General features: G+C 44.3%; 15 protein-coding genes. 14 read left to right on the forward strand and 1 reads right to left on the reverse strand.

What is annotated here, in order from left to right; genetic code table 11:
- Positions 1 to 3: 3 nt before the first annotated feature.
- The 8 genes from NYE58_RS09450 to NYE58_RS09485 all read left to right on the forward strand — a co-directional run bounded on the left by NYE58_RS09450 (position 4) and on the right by NYE58_RS09485 (position 10536).
- The gene (locus NYE58_RS09450) at positions 4 to 657 is read left to right on the forward strand and encodes a response regulator (protein ID WP_036684464.1); all 654 of its coding nucleotides are present in this window, start codon (positions 4 to 6) and stop codon (positions 655 to 657) included.
- A gap of 236 nt (positions 658 to 893) precedes the next feature.
- Positions 894 to 2567, forward strand: a complete 1674-nt coding sequence (locus NYE58_RS09455) for a S1C family serine protease (protein WP_076126421.1) — start codon at positions 894 to 896, stop codon at positions 2565 to 2567.
- Positions 2568 to 2672: 105 nt separating this feature from the next.
- Positions 2673 to 3362 carry a response regulator transcription factor gene (locus NYE58_RS09460; RefSeq protein ID WP_076126423.1) on the forward strand — a complete coding sequence of 230 codons (690 nt, stop codon included), beginning with the start codon at positions 2673 to 2675 and terminating at the stop codon, positions 3360 to 3362.
- 1 nt (position 3363) lies between these two features.
- On the forward strand, positions 3364 to 4830 hold the full coding sequence (locus NYE58_RS09465) for a sensor histidine kinase (protein WP_076126425.1): 1467 nt from the start codon (positions 3364 to 3366) through the stop codon (positions 4828 to 4830).
- A 59-nt stretch (positions 4831 to 4889) separates the two neighbouring features.
- Positions 4890 to 5846, forward strand: coding sequence for a 4-hydroxy-3-methylbut-2-enyl diphosphate reductase (locus tag NYE58_RS09470; RefSeq protein WP_076126427.1), 957 nt, complete (start codon positions 4890 to 4892; stop codon positions 5844 to 5846).
- 263 nt (positions 5847 to 6109) lie between these two features.
- Complete coding sequence (gene aroF / locus NYE58_RS09475) at positions 6110 to 7156, forward strand: 3-deoxy-7-phosphoheptulonate synthase (protein ID WP_076126429.1); 1047 nt, start codon at positions 6110 to 6112, stop codon at positions 7154 to 7156.
- Between the two features lie 283 nt (positions 7157 to 7439).
- On the forward strand, positions 7440 to 8864 hold the full coding sequence (gene glnA, locus NYE58_RS09480; protein WP_036684454.1) for a type I glutamate--ammonia ligase: 1425 nt from the start codon (positions 7440 to 7442) through the stop codon (positions 8862 to 8864).
- Between the two features lie 113 nt (positions 8865 to 8977).
- A protein-coding gene (locus NYE58_RS09485) for an IS3 family transposase (protein ID WP_341001598.1) occupies positions 8978 to 10536 on the forward strand; the annotation gives its coding sequence in 2 pieces (ribosomal slippage) (positions 8978 to 9611 and positions 9611 to 10536; 1560 coding nt in all).
- 138 nt (positions 10537 to 10674) lie between these two features.
- On the opposite strand, the gene NYE58_RS09490 is transcribed toward NYE58_RS09485, so the two are convergent.
- Complete coding sequence (locus NYE58_RS09490) at positions 10675 to 11709, reverse strand: LacI family DNA-binding transcriptional regulator (protein WP_076101584.1); 1035 nt, start codon at positions 11707 to 11709, stop codon at positions 10675 to 10677.
- A 376-nt stretch (positions 11710 to 12085) separates the two neighbouring features.
- Between NYE58_RS09490 and NYE58_RS09495 the strand changes: the two genes are divergently transcribed.
- From NYE58_RS09495 to serC, 6 genes are all read left to right on the forward strand, one after another.
- Entirely contained in the window at positions 12086 to 13456 is a 1371-nt protein-coding gene (locus NYE58_RS09495) for an ABC transporter substrate-binding protein (RefSeq protein WP_076126433.1), read from the forward strand.
- A gap of 127 nt (positions 13457 to 13583) precedes the next feature.
- Positions 13584 to 14477, forward strand: a complete 894-nt coding sequence (locus tag NYE58_RS09500; RefSeq protein WP_076126435.1) for a carbohydrate ABC transporter permease — start codon at positions 13584 to 13586, stop codon at positions 14475 to 14477.
- A complete protein-coding gene (locus tag NYE58_RS09505) occupies positions 14477 to 15313 on the forward strand; it encodes a carbohydrate ABC transporter permease (protein WP_036684447.1) in 837 nt (278 codons plus the stop codon). Before NYE58_RS09500 ends, NYE58_RS09505 begins: the two co-directional genes overlap by 1 nt.
- 29 nt (positions 15314 to 15342) lie before the next feature.
- Positions 15343 to 18081 carry a GH36-type glycosyl hydrolase domain-containing protein gene (locus NYE58_RS09510; RefSeq protein WP_076218320.1) on the forward strand — a complete coding sequence of 913 codons (2739 nt, stop codon included), beginning with the start codon at positions 15343 to 15345 and terminating at the stop codon, positions 18079 to 18081.
- A 111-nt stretch (positions 18082 to 18192) separates the two neighbouring features.
- Positions 18193 to 19080, forward strand: coding sequence for a hypothetical protein (locus NYE58_RS09515; RefSeq protein WP_341001599.1), 888 nt, complete (start codon positions 18193 to 18195; stop codon positions 19078 to 19080).
- A gap of 106 nt (positions 19081 to 19186) precedes the next feature.
- Positions 19187 to 20275, forward strand: a complete 1089-nt coding sequence (gene serC, locus NYE58_RS09520; RefSeq protein ID WP_076141387.1) for a 3-phosphoserine/phosphohydroxythreonine transaminase — start codon at positions 19187 to 19189, stop codon at positions 20273 to 20275.
- The last annotated feature ends 96 nt before the right edge of the window (positions 20276 to 20371 follow it).

Here is a 20371-nt window from a genome sequence, read left to right on the forward strand (position 1 = left end):
AGCATGAGTGTCATAAAAGTGTTGCTCGTAGATGATCATGATATGGTACGGATGGGCCTCAAAACTTATCTAATGCTGGAGCCTACATTCGAGGTCATCGGTGAGGCGGCGAATGGACAAGAGGCGCTGGAGATGCTGCGTGCTGGTGGACATGAAGGTCTGCCTGACCTCGTGCTGATGGATTTGATGATGCCAGTGATGAATGGTGCCGAGACCACAAGAGCAGTGCTGGCTGAATTTCCTGGCCTCAAGATCGTGATCCTCACCAGCTTCCTGGAGGATGATCTTGTTGTAGATGCTATAGAGGCTGGTGCAGTCAGCTACGTGCTCAAAACAGTGTCGGCAGAAGAGTTAATCTACGCATTGCAAGGGGCTTACCGCGGCATGCCAGTCATGACGGGTGATGTGTCACAGGCGCTGACCCGTGGTATTCGCCAGCGCACCGTGCAAGGTGATTCCTCCGGTTTAACAGAGCGTGAGAAGGAAGTCCTGCTGCTTATAGCTGAGGGCAAGACCAATAAGGATATCGGTGAGGAGCTGCATATCAGTATCAAGACAGTGAAGACGCATGTCAGCAATCTGTTGATGAAATGCGAGCTTGATGACCGTACCCAGTTGGCTATTTACGCTCATCGGAAGGGCTGGGCTCAGGGGTAGGACTTGTAGACTAAGGTGCATTACTATTTGAAATGGTTTTAGAAGCTCGGGCCGCGATGTTTTTCGCGCCCGAGCTTCTTTTTTTACTTTCCTGCCTAATCTCCTCCCATTTGCCTATATCTTTTATCTGCGCTTAAATTGTTTTTAATGTGACCTTAAGGTTTAAAGTACAAAATAAGAACATGAAAACAAATTAATCCTTGTCACGGCGACAGGAAGCAGGAGGAAAGATAAACATGGACGATAACAAAAACAACTTCAATCGCGACAATGGACCAGCACCAGATCGGGAATGGGACAATAATAACAATAGCAGCAATAATAATAATTCATCTGAAGCAGGATCATCATCATACTACTATTCTTACGGACCTTTTAAATCTTTGAACAAAGATGAGAATAACGCTGACGGCGGCGCACAACACTACAATCGGATGGAGCCAGAACGTGTCGAGGTTACACCTCCACAGCCTGTAAAGCCATTACCTTATAACACATCGCTTCGCACCACTGGCTATGATGGCAATGGTGGTGGCCGCGGAGGAAATGGCGGTGGCGGTTCTGAAGGTGGCGGCGGCTGGCAATATAATAAAAAACCAAAAAGCTCGTTAAAAACAGTGCTGGTATCATTCCTAGCCGGTATGGTCGTTCTCTCGGGCTCAATGTATATGGCAGACAGAGGTAACTGGTTTACGGGAGATACAGCTACAACGGTTGCTAGCTCCGGAACGAATGGAACGGCGAAGACAACGGGCGAAAGTGCAGGTGTTGCGCCTTCTACTTCTACTACATCCTTGGTGACTGGATCTCGTGATGTGACAGGTGTTGTTGATGCGGTGGGACCAGCAGTTGTTAAGATTGAGACACTAGTTAAATCTAATTCGCGTAATGGAAGCTCATCCAGCCCGAATCTGAGTGATCCCTTCTCACAATTTTTCTTCGGGGATCAATACAGTGGAAATGGTTCTTCCCAAAATGAACAGGATTCCAAATCAGGCTCGGATTCTTCATCACAGCTTATCCCTTATGGAATTGGAACAGGCTTCATTTATGAGAAATCCGGCTATATTTTGACCAACCAGCACGTAATTGACAATGCCGATGTAATCCAAGTCACCGTGGATGGCGTAACCAAGCCTTATGAAGCGAAGCTGCTAGGTTCTAGCAAAGATCTGGATTTGGCTGTGCTTAAAATTGAAGGAGATAGTGATTTCCCTACAGTAGCACTGGGAGATTCGGATAGCATAAAGGTAGGTTCAGAAGTGGTTGCTATCGGTAACCCACAAGGCTTTGATCATACTGTAACTTCCGGTGTTCTTAGTGCAAAAGGACGCAGTATTGATATTAACGAAGAAGATGGCAGTGGAACACGTAATTACAAAAACCTGCTGCAAACCGACGCTTCTATCAACCCGGGTAACTCAGGTGGGCCGCTGCTCAACATGAATGGGCAGGTAATTGGGATGAACGTAGCCGTCAGCACGGATTCTCAAGGTATTGGTTTCGCAATCGCTGTGAATACGATTAAAGAAGTCGTAGATAAGCTGGAAGCCAACCAAGCCATTCCGAAAGAGCCGGTACCTTTCATTGGTGCAACTCTTATGACGATTACAGATGAGGTTGCTAAGCAAATGGGTACGGATATTAAAGAAGGTTCTGTGGTTGCAGATATCATCTATAAATCCCCAGCGTATACCGCTGACCTGCGCCCTTACGATATTATTACCGGTGCGAATGGAACGAAGTATGCAACCAACCAAGATCTGATTACTTTCATTCAAACGTTAAAAGTTGGTGACAAAGTAACATTAAATGTTGTGCGCGACGGTAAAACCATGGATCTCTCAGTAACCATCGGTAACAAAAATGATTTTGATACAACGACTACACAACAAAGTCAGCAGCAATAATACCGGACGGTAAGTCACACGGAAGGGGCGACCCTTCCGTTTTTGTCTAATTGTGATGTAAACTGCTACAATATATAAAAAGAACTGAACAATGGGGGCTGCTTGATGCGACCGAATATTCTAATTATTGATGATGACGAAAAGATTATTTCTATGCTGCGTAGAGGTTTAGCTTTTGAAGGTTACGATGTGAAAACAGCGGTGAATGGAGCGGATGGATTACGGGCAATCTTGAGCAGTGATCCGGATGTGGTAATTTTGGATGTAATGATGCCTCAGGTGGATGGCTTTGAAGTATGTCGCCGCTTGCGGGAAGGGGGCAGTAATGTTCCTGTTCTCATGCTTACCGCGAAGGATGAAATTGAGCACCGTGTAAAAGGGCTGGATCTGGGTGCGGACGATTATCTGGTTAAACCTTTCGCGCTGGAAGAACTGCTTGCACGTGTACGTGCGCTGCTTCGGCGTAAGAGTGAGCAAAACGAAGGTGGAGAGCAAGCGGTTTCTTATGAAGATATTACGCTGGATGTGGATTCACGTGAGGTTACCCGCGCCGGTAAAAGACTGGAGCTAACAGCGAAGGAATTTGAGCTGCTTCATCTTTTTATGCAAAATCCGAAACGTGTGCTTTCACGGGATCTGATCATGGATAAAATATGGGGTTATGATTATAGCGGTGAATCTAATGTGCTTGAGGTATACATAGCTATGCTACGTCAAAAGACGGAGGAGCATGGCGGTAAACGCCTCATTCAAACGATCCGGGGTGCCGGTTACATTCTAAGAGGTGACAACTAACATGTCTATAAGATTGCGGCTGACTGCTTGGTATTCAGGGATTTTGGCCGTTATGCTGCTGGCCTTATCAGCCGCAATTTACGGTTTTGTTTATTTTAATACTTATGGGGACTTGAAGGATCGTATACAAAAACAGGGTGAACAGCTTGTAACCAATCTCAATCCTAACTGGGCGTATGACGGTTCATTGCAAAGTGTGAGCATAAACCCCTTCTTCGGCAACAAACTGGAGGAAGCTAATATTCTGGTGCAAACCTATATCTATAATAATGAGAACCTGCAAAAGTCAGAGAACTTGCATTATCTAGATATCCAATTCGATGTTCCGAAACTGGAAGATATTGATAAAGCTCACGGGTTCAAACAGACTACGCTTGGCGGATATCATTTGATGGTTTATCAGATACCGATATATGACTTGAATAAGAGTCCTGTGGCCCTTCTGCAGGTGGCAACACCGTCAAATTCGGAAGACAAGCTCTTGGAGCGTTTAAAAAATATACTACTCGTAGGTTCTTTTGCTACCCTGATCGCGGCATTTACCTTCGGTTTGTTCCTTGCTCGCAAATCCATGAGTCCAATCGGCAAAGTAATTGAAGCTGCGAACGGGATTCAGACGGGGAATGATTTAAGCTCGCGGATTGAATACGATGGGCCGCCAGACGAGATAGGAAGACTTATTGAGACCGTTAACAGTATGCTTGGGCGTATGGAAGGATTCTACACAGAGCTGGAGGATTCGTATGCGGCTCAGCGCCGTTTCGTTTCAGATGCTTCACATGAGCTTCGGACACCGCTCACTACGATCCGCGGAAATATTGATCTGCTGCAAAAGGTTTGGGAGATGGAACCCGGAGAAGGGAAGATGAGTGAAGCTGAGATTCGCCAGCTATCGCTTGAATCGGTGCAGGATATCGCAGACGAGTCTAAGCGTATGAGCCGCTTGGTAGCGGATATGCTCTCGCTCGCGCGTGCGGATACTGGACGTACTTTTGATATAGAGCCCGTGGCACTGGAACCGATGATGAATGAGATTGCGCGCCGCGCCTCTTTCCTGCCCCGTCAAGCCGAGTGGGTTACAGGTGATATGTCAGTCTTAAATGGCAAATATATAGTTGGGAATAAAGATTATTTACAGCAAATGCTCTTTATTTTTATTGATAATGCCTTTAAGTACACGCCTTCAGGCATCGTGAGTTTGGATACCCTCTTCTATCAGAATCAGATTGGCATTCGGATCACTGATACAGGGATTGGTATGGATAAAGATGAGGTTCCATATATCTTTGACCGTTTCTATCGTGCAGATGAATCGCGTGGAATTACGGAAGGGATTGGGCTTGGCTTATCCATTGCTAAGTGGATTATTGACGAGCATGGTGGGTCTGTGGAGGTTGTGACACGCCAAGGTGAGGGTACCACTTTTGTCATCTGGTTGCCGCTTCTCTTTGCTCCGCCGCTGGAATAGGGTATAATTTAGAAGTGTCCTATTACAGAGGTCAATGAAAGCAGAAAGCTGGTGAACTCATGGAAGTCATTAAAATCTCTCCCCGGGGATATTGTTACGGAGTTGTCGATGCAATGGTTATGGCACGGCAGGCTGCGCAAAATCTCGATCTTCCCCGGCCGATTTATATACTGGGTATGATTGTTCATAACAGTCATGTCACGAATTCGTTCGAAGATGATGGCATTATTACTTTGGACGGACATAATCGTCTGGATATTCTGGATAAAGTGGATAGTGGGACCGTCATATTCACTGCACACGGGGTTTCTCCTGAGGTACGCAAGATGGCTAGAGACAAGGGTCTAACTACGGTCGACGCTACCTGTCCTGATGTCACGAAGACCCATGATCTTATTCAGGAAAAAGTAGATGACGGTTATGAGGTCATTTATATCGGCAAAAAAGGCCATCCGGAACCGGAGGGTGCTGTGGGTATTGCCCCTGAGCATGTGCATCTGATTGAAAAAGAAGATGAGATTGCTACGTTATCCATCTCTTCTTCACGTATTGTCATTACGAATCAGACTACTATGAGCCAGTGGGATATTAAACACATCATGAAAAAGCTTCTAGAGACCTTCCCAGGTGCTGAAGTGCATAATGAGATATGTATGGCTACCCAGGTACGTCAAGAGGCTGTGGCGGAACAAGCGGGGCAATGTGATCTGGTGATTGTTGTCGGTGATCCGCGAAGCAACAACTCCAATCGTCTGGCACAGGTGTCGGAAGAAATCGCTGGGGTTCCTGCCCATCGTATTTCTGATGTGTCTGAACTCCAAACAGAATGGCTAGAGGGTGTAAATATCGTCGGGGTCACTTCTGGCGCGTCCACACCTACACCTATCACCAAAGAAGTGATTAACTACTTAGATCAGTATGATTCGGCTAATCCGGAGACGTGGGAGATCAAACGTACAGTGAATATGGCGAAGCTGCTGCCACCGGTTAAGAATAAAAGTGCAAGTACTACTTAATGTAATGGGCTAAGCTCGAACTTATATATTATGAACGCTGCAACAAGAGCGCTTAACTTCGTCAGTCGAGGTTAAGTGCTCTTTTTTATCGAAAGAACGCTTCCGGCATAGGAATTAGAATATAGATTGACTATAATCGTTTTTTGAGGTAAAATTGCTTTAGTGATTAAAAGCATAAAAGCTTAAAAGCGAACACGCGTCGTAGCGCGATAGTACTTAGCGGAATTATTATAAATTTTAAATGTAGAGAGGGAGTTATAAATATGATCGTCATTACATCAAATCAAACACCGGAAGAGCAGGTTAAAGATATAATTGCCGTAATCGAAAAAGAAGGTTTGCAGGTGCATCTCTCCAGAGGAGCAGATCACACGGTGATAGGTTTAGTGGGAGGCGTCACTCCTAAGCTCGCCGAGCATTTGCGGCAAATGAAGGGTGTAGAGAACGTCGTGAAGATCTCCAAATCCTACAAGCTGGCCAGCCGGGATTTCCATCCTGAGGATACGATTATTGATATCAAGGGTGTGAAGATTGGTGGAGAAAACCTGGTGATCATGGGCGGACCTTGCGCCGTTGAGTCTCCAGAGCAGATTGATGAGATCGCCCGGCTTGTTAAAGCGTCTGGTGCTCAGGTACTTCGTGGAGGCGCGTTTAAGCCCCGTACAGGACCGTACAGCTTCCAAGGCGTAGGTGTGGAAGGTTTGACTATGATGGCTGAAGCAGGAAAGCGTCATGGGCTGTTGACCATTACAGAGGTTATGACACCAGAGTATGTTGATATCTGTGCGGAGCATGCGGATATTCTGCAGGTGGGTACACGGAATATGCAGAACTTTGATTTGCTGCGCAAGCTGGGGACCTGTGGCAGACCTGTTCTTCTAAAACGTGGCTTCAGTGCGACCTACGATGAGTTGCTCAATGCAGCGGAGTACATTTTGGCAGGCGGTAATAAGGATGTAATGCTCTGTGAGCGCGGGATTCGCACATTTGAGACCTACACTCGTAACACGCTGGATCTATCGGCTATTCCTGTGCTACAAAGCTTAAGCCATCTTCCAGTAATCTCTGATCCAAGTCACGGAACCGGTCGTCGTGAGTTAGTTGAGCCTATGGCCAAAGCTTCTGTTGCTGCTGGCGCAAATGGTCTAATTATTGAAATGCACACAGATCCGGACAATTCCATGACAGGTGATGGTGTTCAATCGTTATTTCCTGATCAGTTTGATAACCTGCTTAAGGATCTGGAAAAGCTGGCTCCAATTGTTGGACGTAAGTTTTCAACTTCGCCAGAAGCGGTTTCGGTCCTATAAAATTTAATCTAATAGCTTCCTCGGAAGCCCTCTTAACCCGCGACCTAGTGGGAAAAGAGGGTTTTTTTGGAGTTGGATAAAATAAATGTGACATGGAAATATGCGAAAATAACAGATTTCACGAAAGCGTTAGAATATCTTACATTGCTGAAAGAAATACCTGACATAAGCATTGACGATGTTAGGTATGAGATTTATAATTACGACAGCAAAAAAAATTAAAACAAGAACATTTGCATACTGTGAGCGGCCTAATGTTCGGAACTTGGGGGAGGAAAAATTCATGTCGGTTGAAAAAGTGTTGCAAACAATTAAAGAGAACAATATCGAGTGGGTAGATTTTCGATTCGTAGATTTAGGTGGTCGTGCCCACCACATCTCTCTGCCAGCTTCTGAAGTGGAAGATGAAACTTTTGTAAATGGGGTAGCATTCGACGGTTCTTCCATCAAAGGTTTCCGTGGTATTGAAGAATCAGACATGGTTATGATGCCTGATCCGAATAGTGTATTCATAGATCCGTTTACAGCTCATCCAACGCTGAACGTGATGTGCGACATTTTCACTCCTGATGGCGAACGTTATGAGCGCGATCCTCGCGGTATTGCTGTGAAAGCAGAAGAATTCCTGCAAAAAAGCGGAGTAGGTACATCTGCATTCTTCGCACCTGAATCAGAATTCTTTATCTTTGACGATGTTCGTTACGAAAGTGGCATGAACAGATCCTCATTCTTCGTAGATTCTGAAGAAGCGGCTTGGAATACGGGTCGTAAAGAAGAGGGCGGCAACTTGGCATTTAAAGTTGGCGTTAAAGGTGGATATGTTCCTGTAGCACCAGTTGACTCCCAACAGGATATCCGCAGTGAAATGTGCCGTCTGCTCGCTGAAGTTGGACTACGCATTGAACGTCATCACCATGAAGTAGCCACTGCAGGTCAAGCGGAAATTAACTTCCGTTTTGATACCTTGAAGAAAACTGCTGATAATCTCATGACTTATAAATATATTGTACAAAACACTGCACGTCAGTATGGCAAGGTAGCAACCTTCATGCCAAAACCGCTGTTCGGTGATAACGGTAGCGGAATGCACGTGCATCAATCCATCTTTGACGGAGACACTCCTTTGTTCTACGAAAAAGGCGCTTATGCTAACCTGAGCGAAATGGCTCTTCATTATATCGGTGGTATTTTGTACCATGCACCAGCATTGATCGCTTTGACTAACCCAAGCACCAACTCCTTTAAACGTCTGGTTCCTGGCTACGAAGCACCGGTTAACTTGGTTTACTCCAAAGGAAATCGTTCTGCAGCAGTTCGTATCCCGGTAGCAGCTGTGACACCAAAAGGCTGTCGTATCGAATTCCGCACACCGGATTCCACAGCTAACCCTTACTTGGCATTCTCCGCAATGCTGATGGCTGGCCTGGACGGAATCAAGAACAAGATTAACCCGCAAGAACTGGGTTATGGTCCTCTGGATAAGAACATCTATGAATTGTCTGATGCAGATAAAGAAAAAATCCGCAGCGTTCCAGGCAGCCTGAGCGAAGCGCTTGATTCTTTGGAAGCTGATTACGAGTTCCTAACAGAAGGCGACGTATTTACTAAGGACTTCATCGATAACTATATTGCTCTGAAACGTTCTGAAGCACAAGAGGTTGCAATTCGTGTTCATCCACATGAATACGCCTTGTACTTCGATCTATAAGATTCCTGCTATTATAATCTTTATAATAAAAGAAGCTGTCTCAAAATGATATGCTCCCCATATAGTAGACAGGTGAAATAATAAAAACCTGTCGCTGTATGGGGAGCATTTTTATGGAACAAAAGAAGTTTACAGCACTGGAAAAGTTAACGATTCTCCAAGAAATTGAACGGGGCGACATTGGTTTGAAAACTGCGGCCCGGAAGTATGGAATATCCAAAAACTCATTAGTGAAGTGGCGGCAACGTTATCAATTGTATGGATACGAAGGGCTGGAAGTCCGAAGCTACAATCGTACATATTCTGCAGAACTTAAACTCCATGCCGTTAAGGACTATCTCGAGGGAGGATTATCGCAAAACCAAATCATCTGCAAGTATAAGATTGCAAGTTCAACCCAACTCGCCAACTGGATTAGGAAGTATAATGGTCATAGCAACAGCTTAACAGCTCATTCAGGAGGAACTAAAGCTATGACCAAAGGACGCGTAACCACTTGGCAGGAACGGATAAATATCGTGCTGTACTGCCTTTCGAACAGAGAAGACTATGCGAAGACGGCAAGCCATTTTCACGTGTCTTACCAACAAGTATATAGCTGGGTAAAGAAGTACGAAGCTGGTGGTGAAGAGGCGTTACGAGACGGTAGAGGACGCACTAAAGCGCCTGAAGAACTTACGGAAGCAGATCGCCACAAACTCGCGATGCAAAAGCTGGAATACGAGAATGCACGCCTGCGTGCGGAGAATGCTTTTCTAAAAAAGTTAGAGGAACTCGAAAGGAGGAGGCGTTAAGGACCATTCGCCAGGTGAACATCTACCTGGCCATTCAGGCCGTTCAGCAGGAACAGTCTTGCTCCATTCGGCTTTTGTGTGACATCGCAGGGATATCACGGTCAAGTTATTACAAATGGTTGAATCGCAAACCCAGTTCTCGAGAGGCTGACAACGAGAAACTGACAGAGGCTATGCTCCTCTTGTATGAGAAGGTGGAACGAACCTTTGGGTATCGCCAATTGACCCTGCATTTGCGCAGACAAATGGATAAATCTATTAACGCAAAGCGAGTGTATCGGCTGATGAGATGCCAAGGCATCCAGTCAGTCATCCGCAGAAAGAGAAAGAAGTATGTAGGCTCCACACCTCAGCAGGTTGCAGAGAATGTGCTGAACCGTAATTTTGAGGCTGAAGCTCCAAACCAAAAATGGGTAACGGATGTAACGGAATTCAAATACGGCAACGGCAAGAAGGCGTATTTAAGTGCAATAAAAGATCTGTATGACAAGTCGATTGTTGCTTACGTTCTGGGTCATTCCAATAATAATTCGCTAGTTTTTAACACACTGGAATTAGCTTTGAAGGCAGCACCGGGGAGCCGAACCTTACTCCATAGCGACCGTGGTTTTCAGTATACCTCTCTGCATTTTAAAAAGATGCTGGACGATGTAGAACTGAAGCAAAGCATGTCCCGAGTAGGCTGCTGCATTGACAATTCGCCGATGGAATCCTTCTGGGGAACATTGAAATGTGAGAAGTACTACTTACATTCCTACCAGACCTTTGAAGAACTCCAAACAGATATTGATACCTACATTCATTTTTACAATAACGAACGGTTACAGGCAAAACTAAACGGCCTCAGTCCCATTGAATTTAGGACTAAGGCCGCTTAAACTACTTTTATTTTTTGTGCTGTCTACTTGACGGGGTGCAGTTCAAAAGTAGTGAATTCTACTTGGGGCAGCTTCTTTTTTATGAATCAGGAAAAGTAATGGATTTTACTGTGCCCTATGACTATATGCTAAGAAAGACTACACTAGCCCCCGTTCAGGAGCGCCGCAGGACTCTCTAATGATAAGCTCTGGCTCCACGCTGAAAGAACTCGTGCCGGATTGGTTGTTTATTAGATCATATAGCATTAGCGCTGCTAGGCGGCCGATCTTATCTTTATTTTGGCGGATGGTAGTCAATAGGGGTGTTGTATAATTGCAGGCCTCGATATCATCACAGCCAATAATTGCGACAGTTTCAGGAACGGCGATAGAAGCCTCTTTAAGAGCACGCATCGCCCCTATAGCAAGCTGATCGGACGCCGCGAAGATCGCTCTAGGTAAATTTCCATTCTCAATCATTCTACGCATCGTCTCATACCCGCTGGCCTCAAAGAAGTTACTTCCGTTTAAGAACCAATTCTCGTTAATAGGCAGTCCTAAATCTTCAAGAGCTTTGCGATAACCACTTTCGCGCATATTGGAGATGTCTGAATCTGAGGAACTGCCGATATAGCCAAGCTCTCGATAGCCCAGTAAGTAAAAGTGTTCCACCACTTTGGAGGACATTTTGAAATTATCCGACATGATAAAACCAGAGTTGTCACCGGTCAGCTTTAAATCTACGCCGATACACGGAATTGCACTGTTGTCTAGTTCGCTGATAGAGGTTTCTAGCTCCTGTCCGGATAGAAGCACACACCCATCTACATTAAAATGCTGGCAACGGGCAAGATAATCGTTAGTATCGCCACTTTGGAATTTTTCATTGGAAAAAAAGATAAGGTCGTAACCTAGTAGTCCCATTTGTTTTTTGAATGAATTTAGCACCTCAATGAAAAAAGGGTGGGTAAAGTCGACATTCAGCATTCCGGCAAAAATCACTCCGATTAGATTGGATGATTTCGTAGCCAATGTTTTAGCTGAATTGGAGGGGGTATATCCAGTTTCTTTTATAATTTGTTGAACCCTTGTCTTGGTATCTTCCGAAATATCACTGTAGTTATTAATGATTTTGGACACTGTCGAAACAGAAACTCCAGCAATTTTCGCTATATCTTTGATGCTGTAGGCCAAATTAAGTCCCCCTTATAGTGAAAAATGTTCCGTAATATATGTTTAAAATCTACTCAAGGCTATTTTTTATGACTTGAATTTATGATTTACGAAATAGTTTCGTTACTTATTTTATAGTTCAATAAGATTATAGTCAATGGAATGTTTACTCTTAAACTAGGATTATGCTTGGTTTTAAAGGTTTTTTTGAATATTCGGTTCAAAAAACGTTCAAAAACGAACAAAGAAAAAAGACTTTACAAAGACAAATAACGATGTAATAATAAAAACACCGAAACCGCTTTCTGTGATATCGTCCTTACTGTTTCGTGATTTTCAGAAATTAACATGTGGTTTCGTTAAAAGGGTCATAACAAATTATCTGGGGGGTAACAAAATGGTAAAGAAGCTTTCTGCGGTATTGTTGAGCTCAGCGCTAGTGCTCTCATTAGCAGCATGTGGAAACAGCAATAACAACGCGAATGGTGAGGCTACTCCGGGCAGCGGAACAAACAAGCCTGCATCTGGTGATAAGAAAGTGATTAAGATCTTACACTGGAAACAAGAGAATATTAACAAGGTCATTACAGAAATTAATAAAAAGTTTGAAGAAAAATATCCGGAATACAAAGTGGAGTACACAACCACGGGTCCGGATGATGAATTCAAACAAGCACAAAGAGCAAGAATTACAGCTGGTGACGTAGATGTTCTTGCCGATCTATCCGGTATGAGATTGTCCCCGAAAGATTGGACACCAGGTGCGAAAGTGCCAGACTGGCAACAATGGATTGATTCCGGACTGATTGCTGATCTGAGCAACGAAGCTTTCGTTAAAAACTACAATGCGAATGATATTGCTAAAGCCGGCACTTATAAAGATAAAGTGTATGCAATCCCAACCGGTAAAGTAGCAATGTCAGGATTCTTCTATAATAAAGAAATTTTTGAACAAAACGGTCTGACTGTACCTACAACTTGGACAGAGTTCATTAGTGTTCTAGATACATTGAAAGCCAAGAGTATTGTTCCAATCGTAGTGGCTGGTAAAGACGTATGGCCATTGAAACTGCCAGTGTTCGGTTTGCAAGCTAAGATTTTGGGTGGCGGCAACCAACAACAATGGATTGAGGGTGTTTGGAAAGGAACTTCAGCATTTAACGATGCTGAGGCTGTAGAAGTATTGGAGAAAATGAAGACGCTTCAAGATAACTACATCATCGACGGTTTCTTGGGTATCGACTATGCAACAGCACCTTCGTTTTTCGCAACAGGAAAAGCAGCTATGATTGCTGACGGAACTTGGGATGCTCCTACGATCGCGGCAGCAAATCCAGATGTGAAATTTGGTTACTTCCCAATCCCAGCTACAGAAGATGCTGCTAAGAATAATTCTCTTGTCGGTAAATACGATGTAACTTGGTATGCAGCAGAAAAAGGCCCGAACAAAGAAGGTGCTTTGAAATGGCTGGAATTCTTCTCTGAACCAGAAAACTACACAGAATATGTTAAAGCAGCAGGATTCTTGCCTACACAAGACAATATTGCCACTGAAAGTGATTTTATTGACAAAGAACTTGCTCCATACATGACTGGAGATTTCGAACTTGCTTATGAAATTATGATGATTAACCGTGACAACGTTGGTGAACACATTGCAGCTGAAGGCGTTCACACTGAGTATTTGGCACCAGGCGGCGAGTTTAAAACCGCTAAAGAGCTTGCAGACGTACAACAAAAAGAATGGGAAGCAGCAGCACCTAAATAAGTAGCTATCCCGATAAATAAAAAAGAATCTACAACATACTGTACACCAAACATGTTTTACAGCTTCGGGGTCTGTTTTGGGCAGGCCCCGATCATTTTATTGAATTAGGATTGGGTAGGTGAGAGAAATGTATCCGTTCGGGAAAGGTTTTAAACGATATATACCGCTTCTGCTGCTAATGATTCCATTATCATTGTATGTAATTTTCTATTTTGGCCCATCTATGATGACGGTCATCTATTCATTTACAGATATCACTAACGTTCCTGGAAGCAAGATGAGTTTCGTAGGCCTTGACAATTATTATGATGTATTTTACTCAGGAAATTCAGGCGAGCGTTGGGATTCCATTATACGTACTATTTATTTCATGGTCATTGTAACCATTGTACAGAACGGTGTCGGTCTGCTTATGGCCGTAGTTATCAATCAGAAGCTGAAAGGCGATTATTTCTATCGCGCGGTATTCTTTTTACCGGTTGTGCTTGGTGTGGCGGTAGTTGCACTGGTATGGGGCATGATGTTCGATCCGCTGAGTGGTCCGGTTAACCAACTGTATGATTCTTTGTTCGGTTATAAAGATATGTTCTTTGGAAGCTTCACTCATGCGTTCGGTTATATTATATTTACGCAAATTTGGATGTATATGGGATATTCGATGTTGATTTTCCTTGCGGGACTACAATCCGTACCGAAAGATTTGTATGAGGCTGGATATATAGACGGAACTACGAAGTGGCAATCTTTTAAAAATATCACATTCCCACTTATCGCTCCATCCTTTACGATTAACATTATTTTGTCTATTATCGGTGCGATGTCCACCTTTGATATTATTCTCGCAACTACGGACGGTCGCTTTAACACAAGAACGATGGCATATGACGTTTATAAAGAGACGTTCCGTGGTTCTCTACAGATGGGACTTCCTTCCGCGCTTTCCGTGGTTCAGTTCCTTATGATTCTGGTGTTTGTAGTATTTGCAGTGAAACAAATGCGTAAGAGAGAGGTGGAATATTAATGAAGGATTCCAAAACCGCCAAAACTCTCTCTTATATTCTGATTGCAGTGCTGCTTGTTTTGTATATCATGCCGTTGTTATTTGTAATCAATATTTCATTCAAGTCCTTTACAGAATATCTGTTAGATCCTATCGGTCTCGTAAAAAGTATTCAATGGGATAATTATAAAGAAGCTTGGCTACAGGGTAATTTCTCTAATTATTTCTTAAACAGTCTGCTGTATACAGCCGTAGCAACAGTGCTGACCCTAATTGTTTCGTTATTCGGGGCCTTCCCGGTGGCGAGAAATTATGTGAAGTGGAGCGGATTTATTTATTTGTTCTTCTTGATGTCTCAGTTCCTGCCGAATCCAATGGTCGCACAGTTCAAGCTGATGCTTACCATGAAACAGGAGCTAGGATTTGTAGGTTATGACACGAAGCTGGGTTACATTCTCCTTAAAACAGGCGGAACGGGTATCGTGTTCATGATGTTTGTAGGTTACATCAAAGGAATTAGCCGGGAGATGGATGAAGCAGCAGGTATGGATGGCGCTGGATATATGCGTTATTTGTTCCAGATCATCATGCCACTTATGAAACCAGTAATTGCTACAGGTGTTATTCTAACAGCAATTAGTATCTGGAATGACTTCGTGGGGCCGGTCATGTATTTACCGAGTCCAGAAAACTATCCAATCACCTTCGGGCTTAAAGAATTCCGCGGTCAATACGGAAACAACTGGCCTATGTTGGCGTGCGGGATCATGATCGTATCTGCACCGCTTATCATCCTATACACCTTCATTCAAAAGTATATCGTTGACGGTGCATTGGCAGGTGCGGTTAAAGCTTAAGTAGTTGTGTAAATGAGAGGATGGAGAGAATGGATCGTAATAAAATTCATGGCTTCGAATTCACCGGAAATGATGGGGAATTCAGGCTTCAGCAACCGGATCGCAGCAGTTTTCTATATTTCCCTCTAGTGAATGAAGGGGGAATGATGTCGACAGTAACTCCAAAACTTCATGGTCAGGTTACCACAGGTCATAATTCATTTTTAACACCGCCATTATCTGTTGAAGATTTGCATAATTCGCGGGCTTCCCGCAACTTCTGGGTATACGTAGACGGCAAGGGAGCTTGGTCGGCAGTGGGGAACTCCGCTAAGCAAAATGCCGATTTTTATACATCGTCTACTGATGAAGCAGTACTAGAGGCTGGTTTCTTGTGGCAACGCGTAACGCGTTGTAACGCAGAGATGGGTGTTAAAGCAGAAATCACCAGCTTTGTGCCAAGTGGTAATGATAAAGTCGAATTAATGAAGGTTACGTTGACCAATACAGCAGCAGAGGCTATTACGCTGACACCGACAGCGGTAGTTCCGATTTACGCGCGTTCGGCGGATGATCTGCGCGATCATAGACATGTAACCTCCTTGCTTAACCGGATTTATACTTCACCCTATGGTGTTGAGGTTCAGCCTGCGCTCTCCTTTGATGAGCGGGGACACCGCATCAATCACACTTCTTATGGAGTATTTGGTGCAGAGGGTGACGGCAGTCAACCTGCGGGGTTCTTTCCGGTGCAGGAGGAGTTCATTGGAGAAGGTGGAAGCCTGGATTGGCCGGAAGCTGTTATCCTGAACAACACGCCGGAGATTGGCAAGGGCGGAGGCGTACAAAGAGAGGGATATGAGGCTATCGGGGGTCTTCGTTACGAAACGCTTACTCTGTCTCCTGGTGACAGCCATTCTTATATAGTAGTTATGGCGATCCATAATGAGAGAATTGACGTGGATGCTTTGATGAACAAATATGGTACATCTGAAGCTTTTGATCATTTGCTTGAGGAGACTAAAGCCTTCTGGGCAGATAAAGTGAATATGGTAGAATTTCATACCGGTGATTCAGATGCTGACCAATGGATGAAATGGGTTACGATTCAACCCGTGCTGAGAAGACTTTATGGTAACTCCTTCTTGCCTTATCATGATTATGGAAGAGGCGGACGTGGCTGGCGGGATCTTTGGCAGGATTGTCTAGCACTCCTTATTATGGAACCGGCTGAAGTACGGAGCTTACTGCTGAACAACTACGCTGGGGTAAGAATAGATGGTAGTAATGCCACTATTATCGGTCAACAGCCTGGTGAATTTATTGCCGACCGTAACAACATCCCGCGGGTGTGGATGGATCATGGGGCTTGGCCGTTCTTAACTACTATGTTATATCTGGATCAGAGTGGTGATCTTGATTTCTTATTGCAGGAACAGACGTATTTCCGCGATACCTTTATGAGTCGCTGTAAGGAACGTGATACTTCATGGGATACCTCGCTAGGAAGTGATCTCAGAACAACTTCTGGTGAGGTTTATAAAGGTACGATTCTGGAACATATCCTGCTGCAAAATCTGGTTCCGTTCTTTAATGTTGGAGAGCACAATAATATCCTGCTGGAGGGTGCAGACTGGAATGATGGTCTTGATATGGGCGCAGACCGGGGTGAGAGTGTAGCTTTCACAGCATTCTACGCAAGTAACTTATTGGATATTTCTCGTGTGCTGCGTACGCTAAAGACTTCTAAAGGGCAAGAGACAGTTGAATTGGCAGAAGAAATGAAACTATTGCTAGATTCGCTTGGTGAGCAAGTGGATTATGAATCTGTATCAGGCAAGCATGAAAGACTTAATCAATATTATGCTGCCGCTCCGAACAAAGTTAGCGGTATTCGTGCAGCACTCGACATAGAGACAGTAGCGGACGATCTGGAACAAAAAGCAGAGTGGATCTTTAATCACTTGCGCCGCAATGAGTGGGTGGAAAGTGAACAAGGTGGAGGCTGGTTTAACGGTTATTATAATAATGATGGAGAACAAGTGGAAGGGGAATTCGCAGAAGGCGTTCGAATGACGCTTACAGGTCAAGTATTCCCGCTGATGGGTCATGCAGCTGCGCCAGAGCAAATTCCGCATATCATTGCCGCCGTGGATCGTAATCTACTGGATGACAAAATTGGGTACAGACTTAATTCCCGTTTTGGAGGCATCCAGCAGAATCTGGGTCGTGCCTTTGGCTTTGCCTTTGGACATAAAGAGAACGGTGCTATGTTCAGTCACATGACCATCATGTATGGCAATGCGTTGTATAAACGCGGATATGTGAAAGAAGGACATAAAGTATTAGAATCTCTGTATAGCTTAAGTACTGACTTTGCAAAAGCCCGCATATACCCAGGAATTCCTGAGTATATTAACGAGCAAGGCAGAGGGATGTATACGTATTTAACAGGATCAGCAAGCTGGCTGCTGTTAACTATGGTTACTGAAGTATTTGGTGTAAAAGGTAAGCTAGGCGATCTTTTGTTGGAACCGAAGCTTGTTAAAGAGCAGTTTGATTCCGAGGGAAAGGCCTCTATTAAGACAATCTTCGCGGATCGCGAGTTTGAAGTGGTCTATAAAGCCACAGGAAGCTTAAACTACGGGGAGTACCAAATACACTCTGTTACCCTGAATGGCAGCGAGGTGACGCTGCAGCGCGGCTCAGGAAGTGCGATTATTCCGCGTGAAGAGTTGCTCTCTCTGCAGACAGAGAAATGCCACTTGATTGAAGTGACATTGGCGTAGCTTTATACGATATTTTAAGACGTCTGCACCGTTATTCATAGCGGCTGCAGACGTTTTTTTCAATAATGAATATTTATTCATTGTAACAATGAACGAAAGGGCGCGTTAGGTATGGGTTGCAGACTGTCAAATGGCATATTAACTGTCGATATCGCTGATATCGGAGAGTATAAGGGCACTCGTTTTGACTGGACAGGATTTATTACACAGGTGACATTAGAAGAGGGGAAACATACGTTTTGTGTGCCGGAAAGCTTGAAGCCAGGCGAAGGAACTGGAGGCAAGGGGCTTTGTAATGAGTTTGGCATTTCCCGGGCAATTGGATATGATGAAGCACCAATCGGAGGCTGGTTTCCAAAAATCGGAGTCGGATTATTACAAAAAGGAAATTCCCCATTATACAGTTTCAATGAGGAGTTCCCCTTAACCTCTTTTAGTAAGGATGTCGAAGCAGGGAATGATGCGGTCACCTATACGATCCACCCAATGGAAAGCAACGGATATGCTGTGCAGCTAACCAAAACGATTTCTTTACAGGGGGATCTATTAATAATTGCATATGAATTGCATAACAAAGGGCAGAAGCCTTTCCATACGGAGGAATATATTCACAACTTCATCGGAATCGACGGGTTGAATATTGGGCAGGATTTCGAACTGCGTCTTCCGAGGGAAATCAAGGTAGTAGAACCAGAATCCTCCTATACGAAAGAATTGCTAGAGGTATCCGGGAATACCCTTACTTGGTCAAAGGAACCGGATAAACCCTTTTATTGCAAGTTGAGCGGTTGGGAAGGTCAGGAAAATGAGTTCACCTGGGAGTTGGTTCATAAGCCTAGTGGAACAGGCGTGCGAGAGAGTGGGGACTTTCCAGTAGAACGTATGGCCCTGTGGGGAGAAGGTCATGTAGTCTCTCCTGAAGTATTTGTGAACATTAGTCTTTTACCGCGTCAAAGCAAGAGCTGGCGCCGATCTTACCGGTTTTTCACTGCGAAATGAGTACCGTCTTAACCTTTTATGTGAATAATTATACTTGCTGGTGCGGGAGAATATTGCTATCATAACCATATCCATATTGATAGGAGAGAAAGGGTGGGGAGCAGTTTTGAATAAGAGAGCATACAATTTTAATGCCGGACCGGCAGCATTGCCGCTTACGGTACTGGAACGCGCACAAGCGGAGTTTGTTGATTTCCGGGAAAGTGGAATGTCTATCATGGAGATGTCGCACCGTGGTGCCATTTACGAATCCGTGCATAACGAAGCGCAGGAACGTCTGCTTTCGCTCCTCGGCAATCCGAAGGGCTATAAGGTATTGTTCTTACAAGGCGGAGCAAGCACGCAGTTTGCAATGATCCCTATGAACTTGATTTCCGAAGGCCAAGTAGGTAGCTATGTAATGACAGGTAGCTGGGCAGATAAAGCTTATAAAGAAGCCAAATTGGTAGGAGGCGCTCATGTTGCTGCTTCTTCCGAAGATAAGAAATTCTTGGCTATACCTGAATTAAGTTCGATCAAAGCTGCGGAGAATGCTGCTTACCTTCATGTTACTTCCAACGAGACCATTGAAGGAACGCAATATGCAGAATTTCCGGATGCAGGCTCGATTCCGTTAATCGCGGATATGTCCAGTGATATACTTTGCCGTCCAATCGATGTGAACCAATTCGGAATGATCTATGCCGGAGCACAAAAGAACCTTGGACCTTCAGGCGTGACTGTAGTTATCGCGAAAGAAGAATTGCTTGCAGAATCACCTTCTAACATTCCTACTATCATGCGTTACAGCACTCATTATAAGAATAACTCTCTTTACAATACACCTCCATCTTTCTCTGTATATATGGTGAACGAAGTATTAAAATGGATTGAGGAGCAAGGCGGCTTAGCTGGCATCCATTCCAAGAACCTTGAAAAATCGGGTCTGTTATATGATCACATCGATGGAAGTGACGGTTTCTACCGTGGTGTTGCAGAACAAGGCAGCCGCTCTATTATGAACGTTACTTTCCGGATGCAATCAGAAGAACTCGAAAAGCAGTTTGTCAAAGCTGCTGAACTGGAAGGTTTTGTCGGCTTAAAGGGTCACCGCAGTGTTGGGGGCTTGCGTGCTTCCATCTACAATGCAGTTCCTTACGAAAGTGTAAAAGCACTATCCGATTTCATGAACCATTTCCGGCAAACTCAAGGTTAATGAATTCTATCTATAACCTTCCGCCTTCTTGGTGGAAGGTTTTCAGTTTGTTTGGAGAAGCTATGGTTAGGCACTAGAGTAAAACATCTGGCTATT

Source organism: Paenibacillus sp. FSL L8-0708 (assembly GCF_038009325.1).
In the GTDB taxonomy this organism is placed as follows: domain Bacteria; phylum Bacillota; class Bacilli; order Paenibacillales; family Paenibacillaceae; genus Paenibacillus_AQ; species Paenibacillus_AQ odorifer.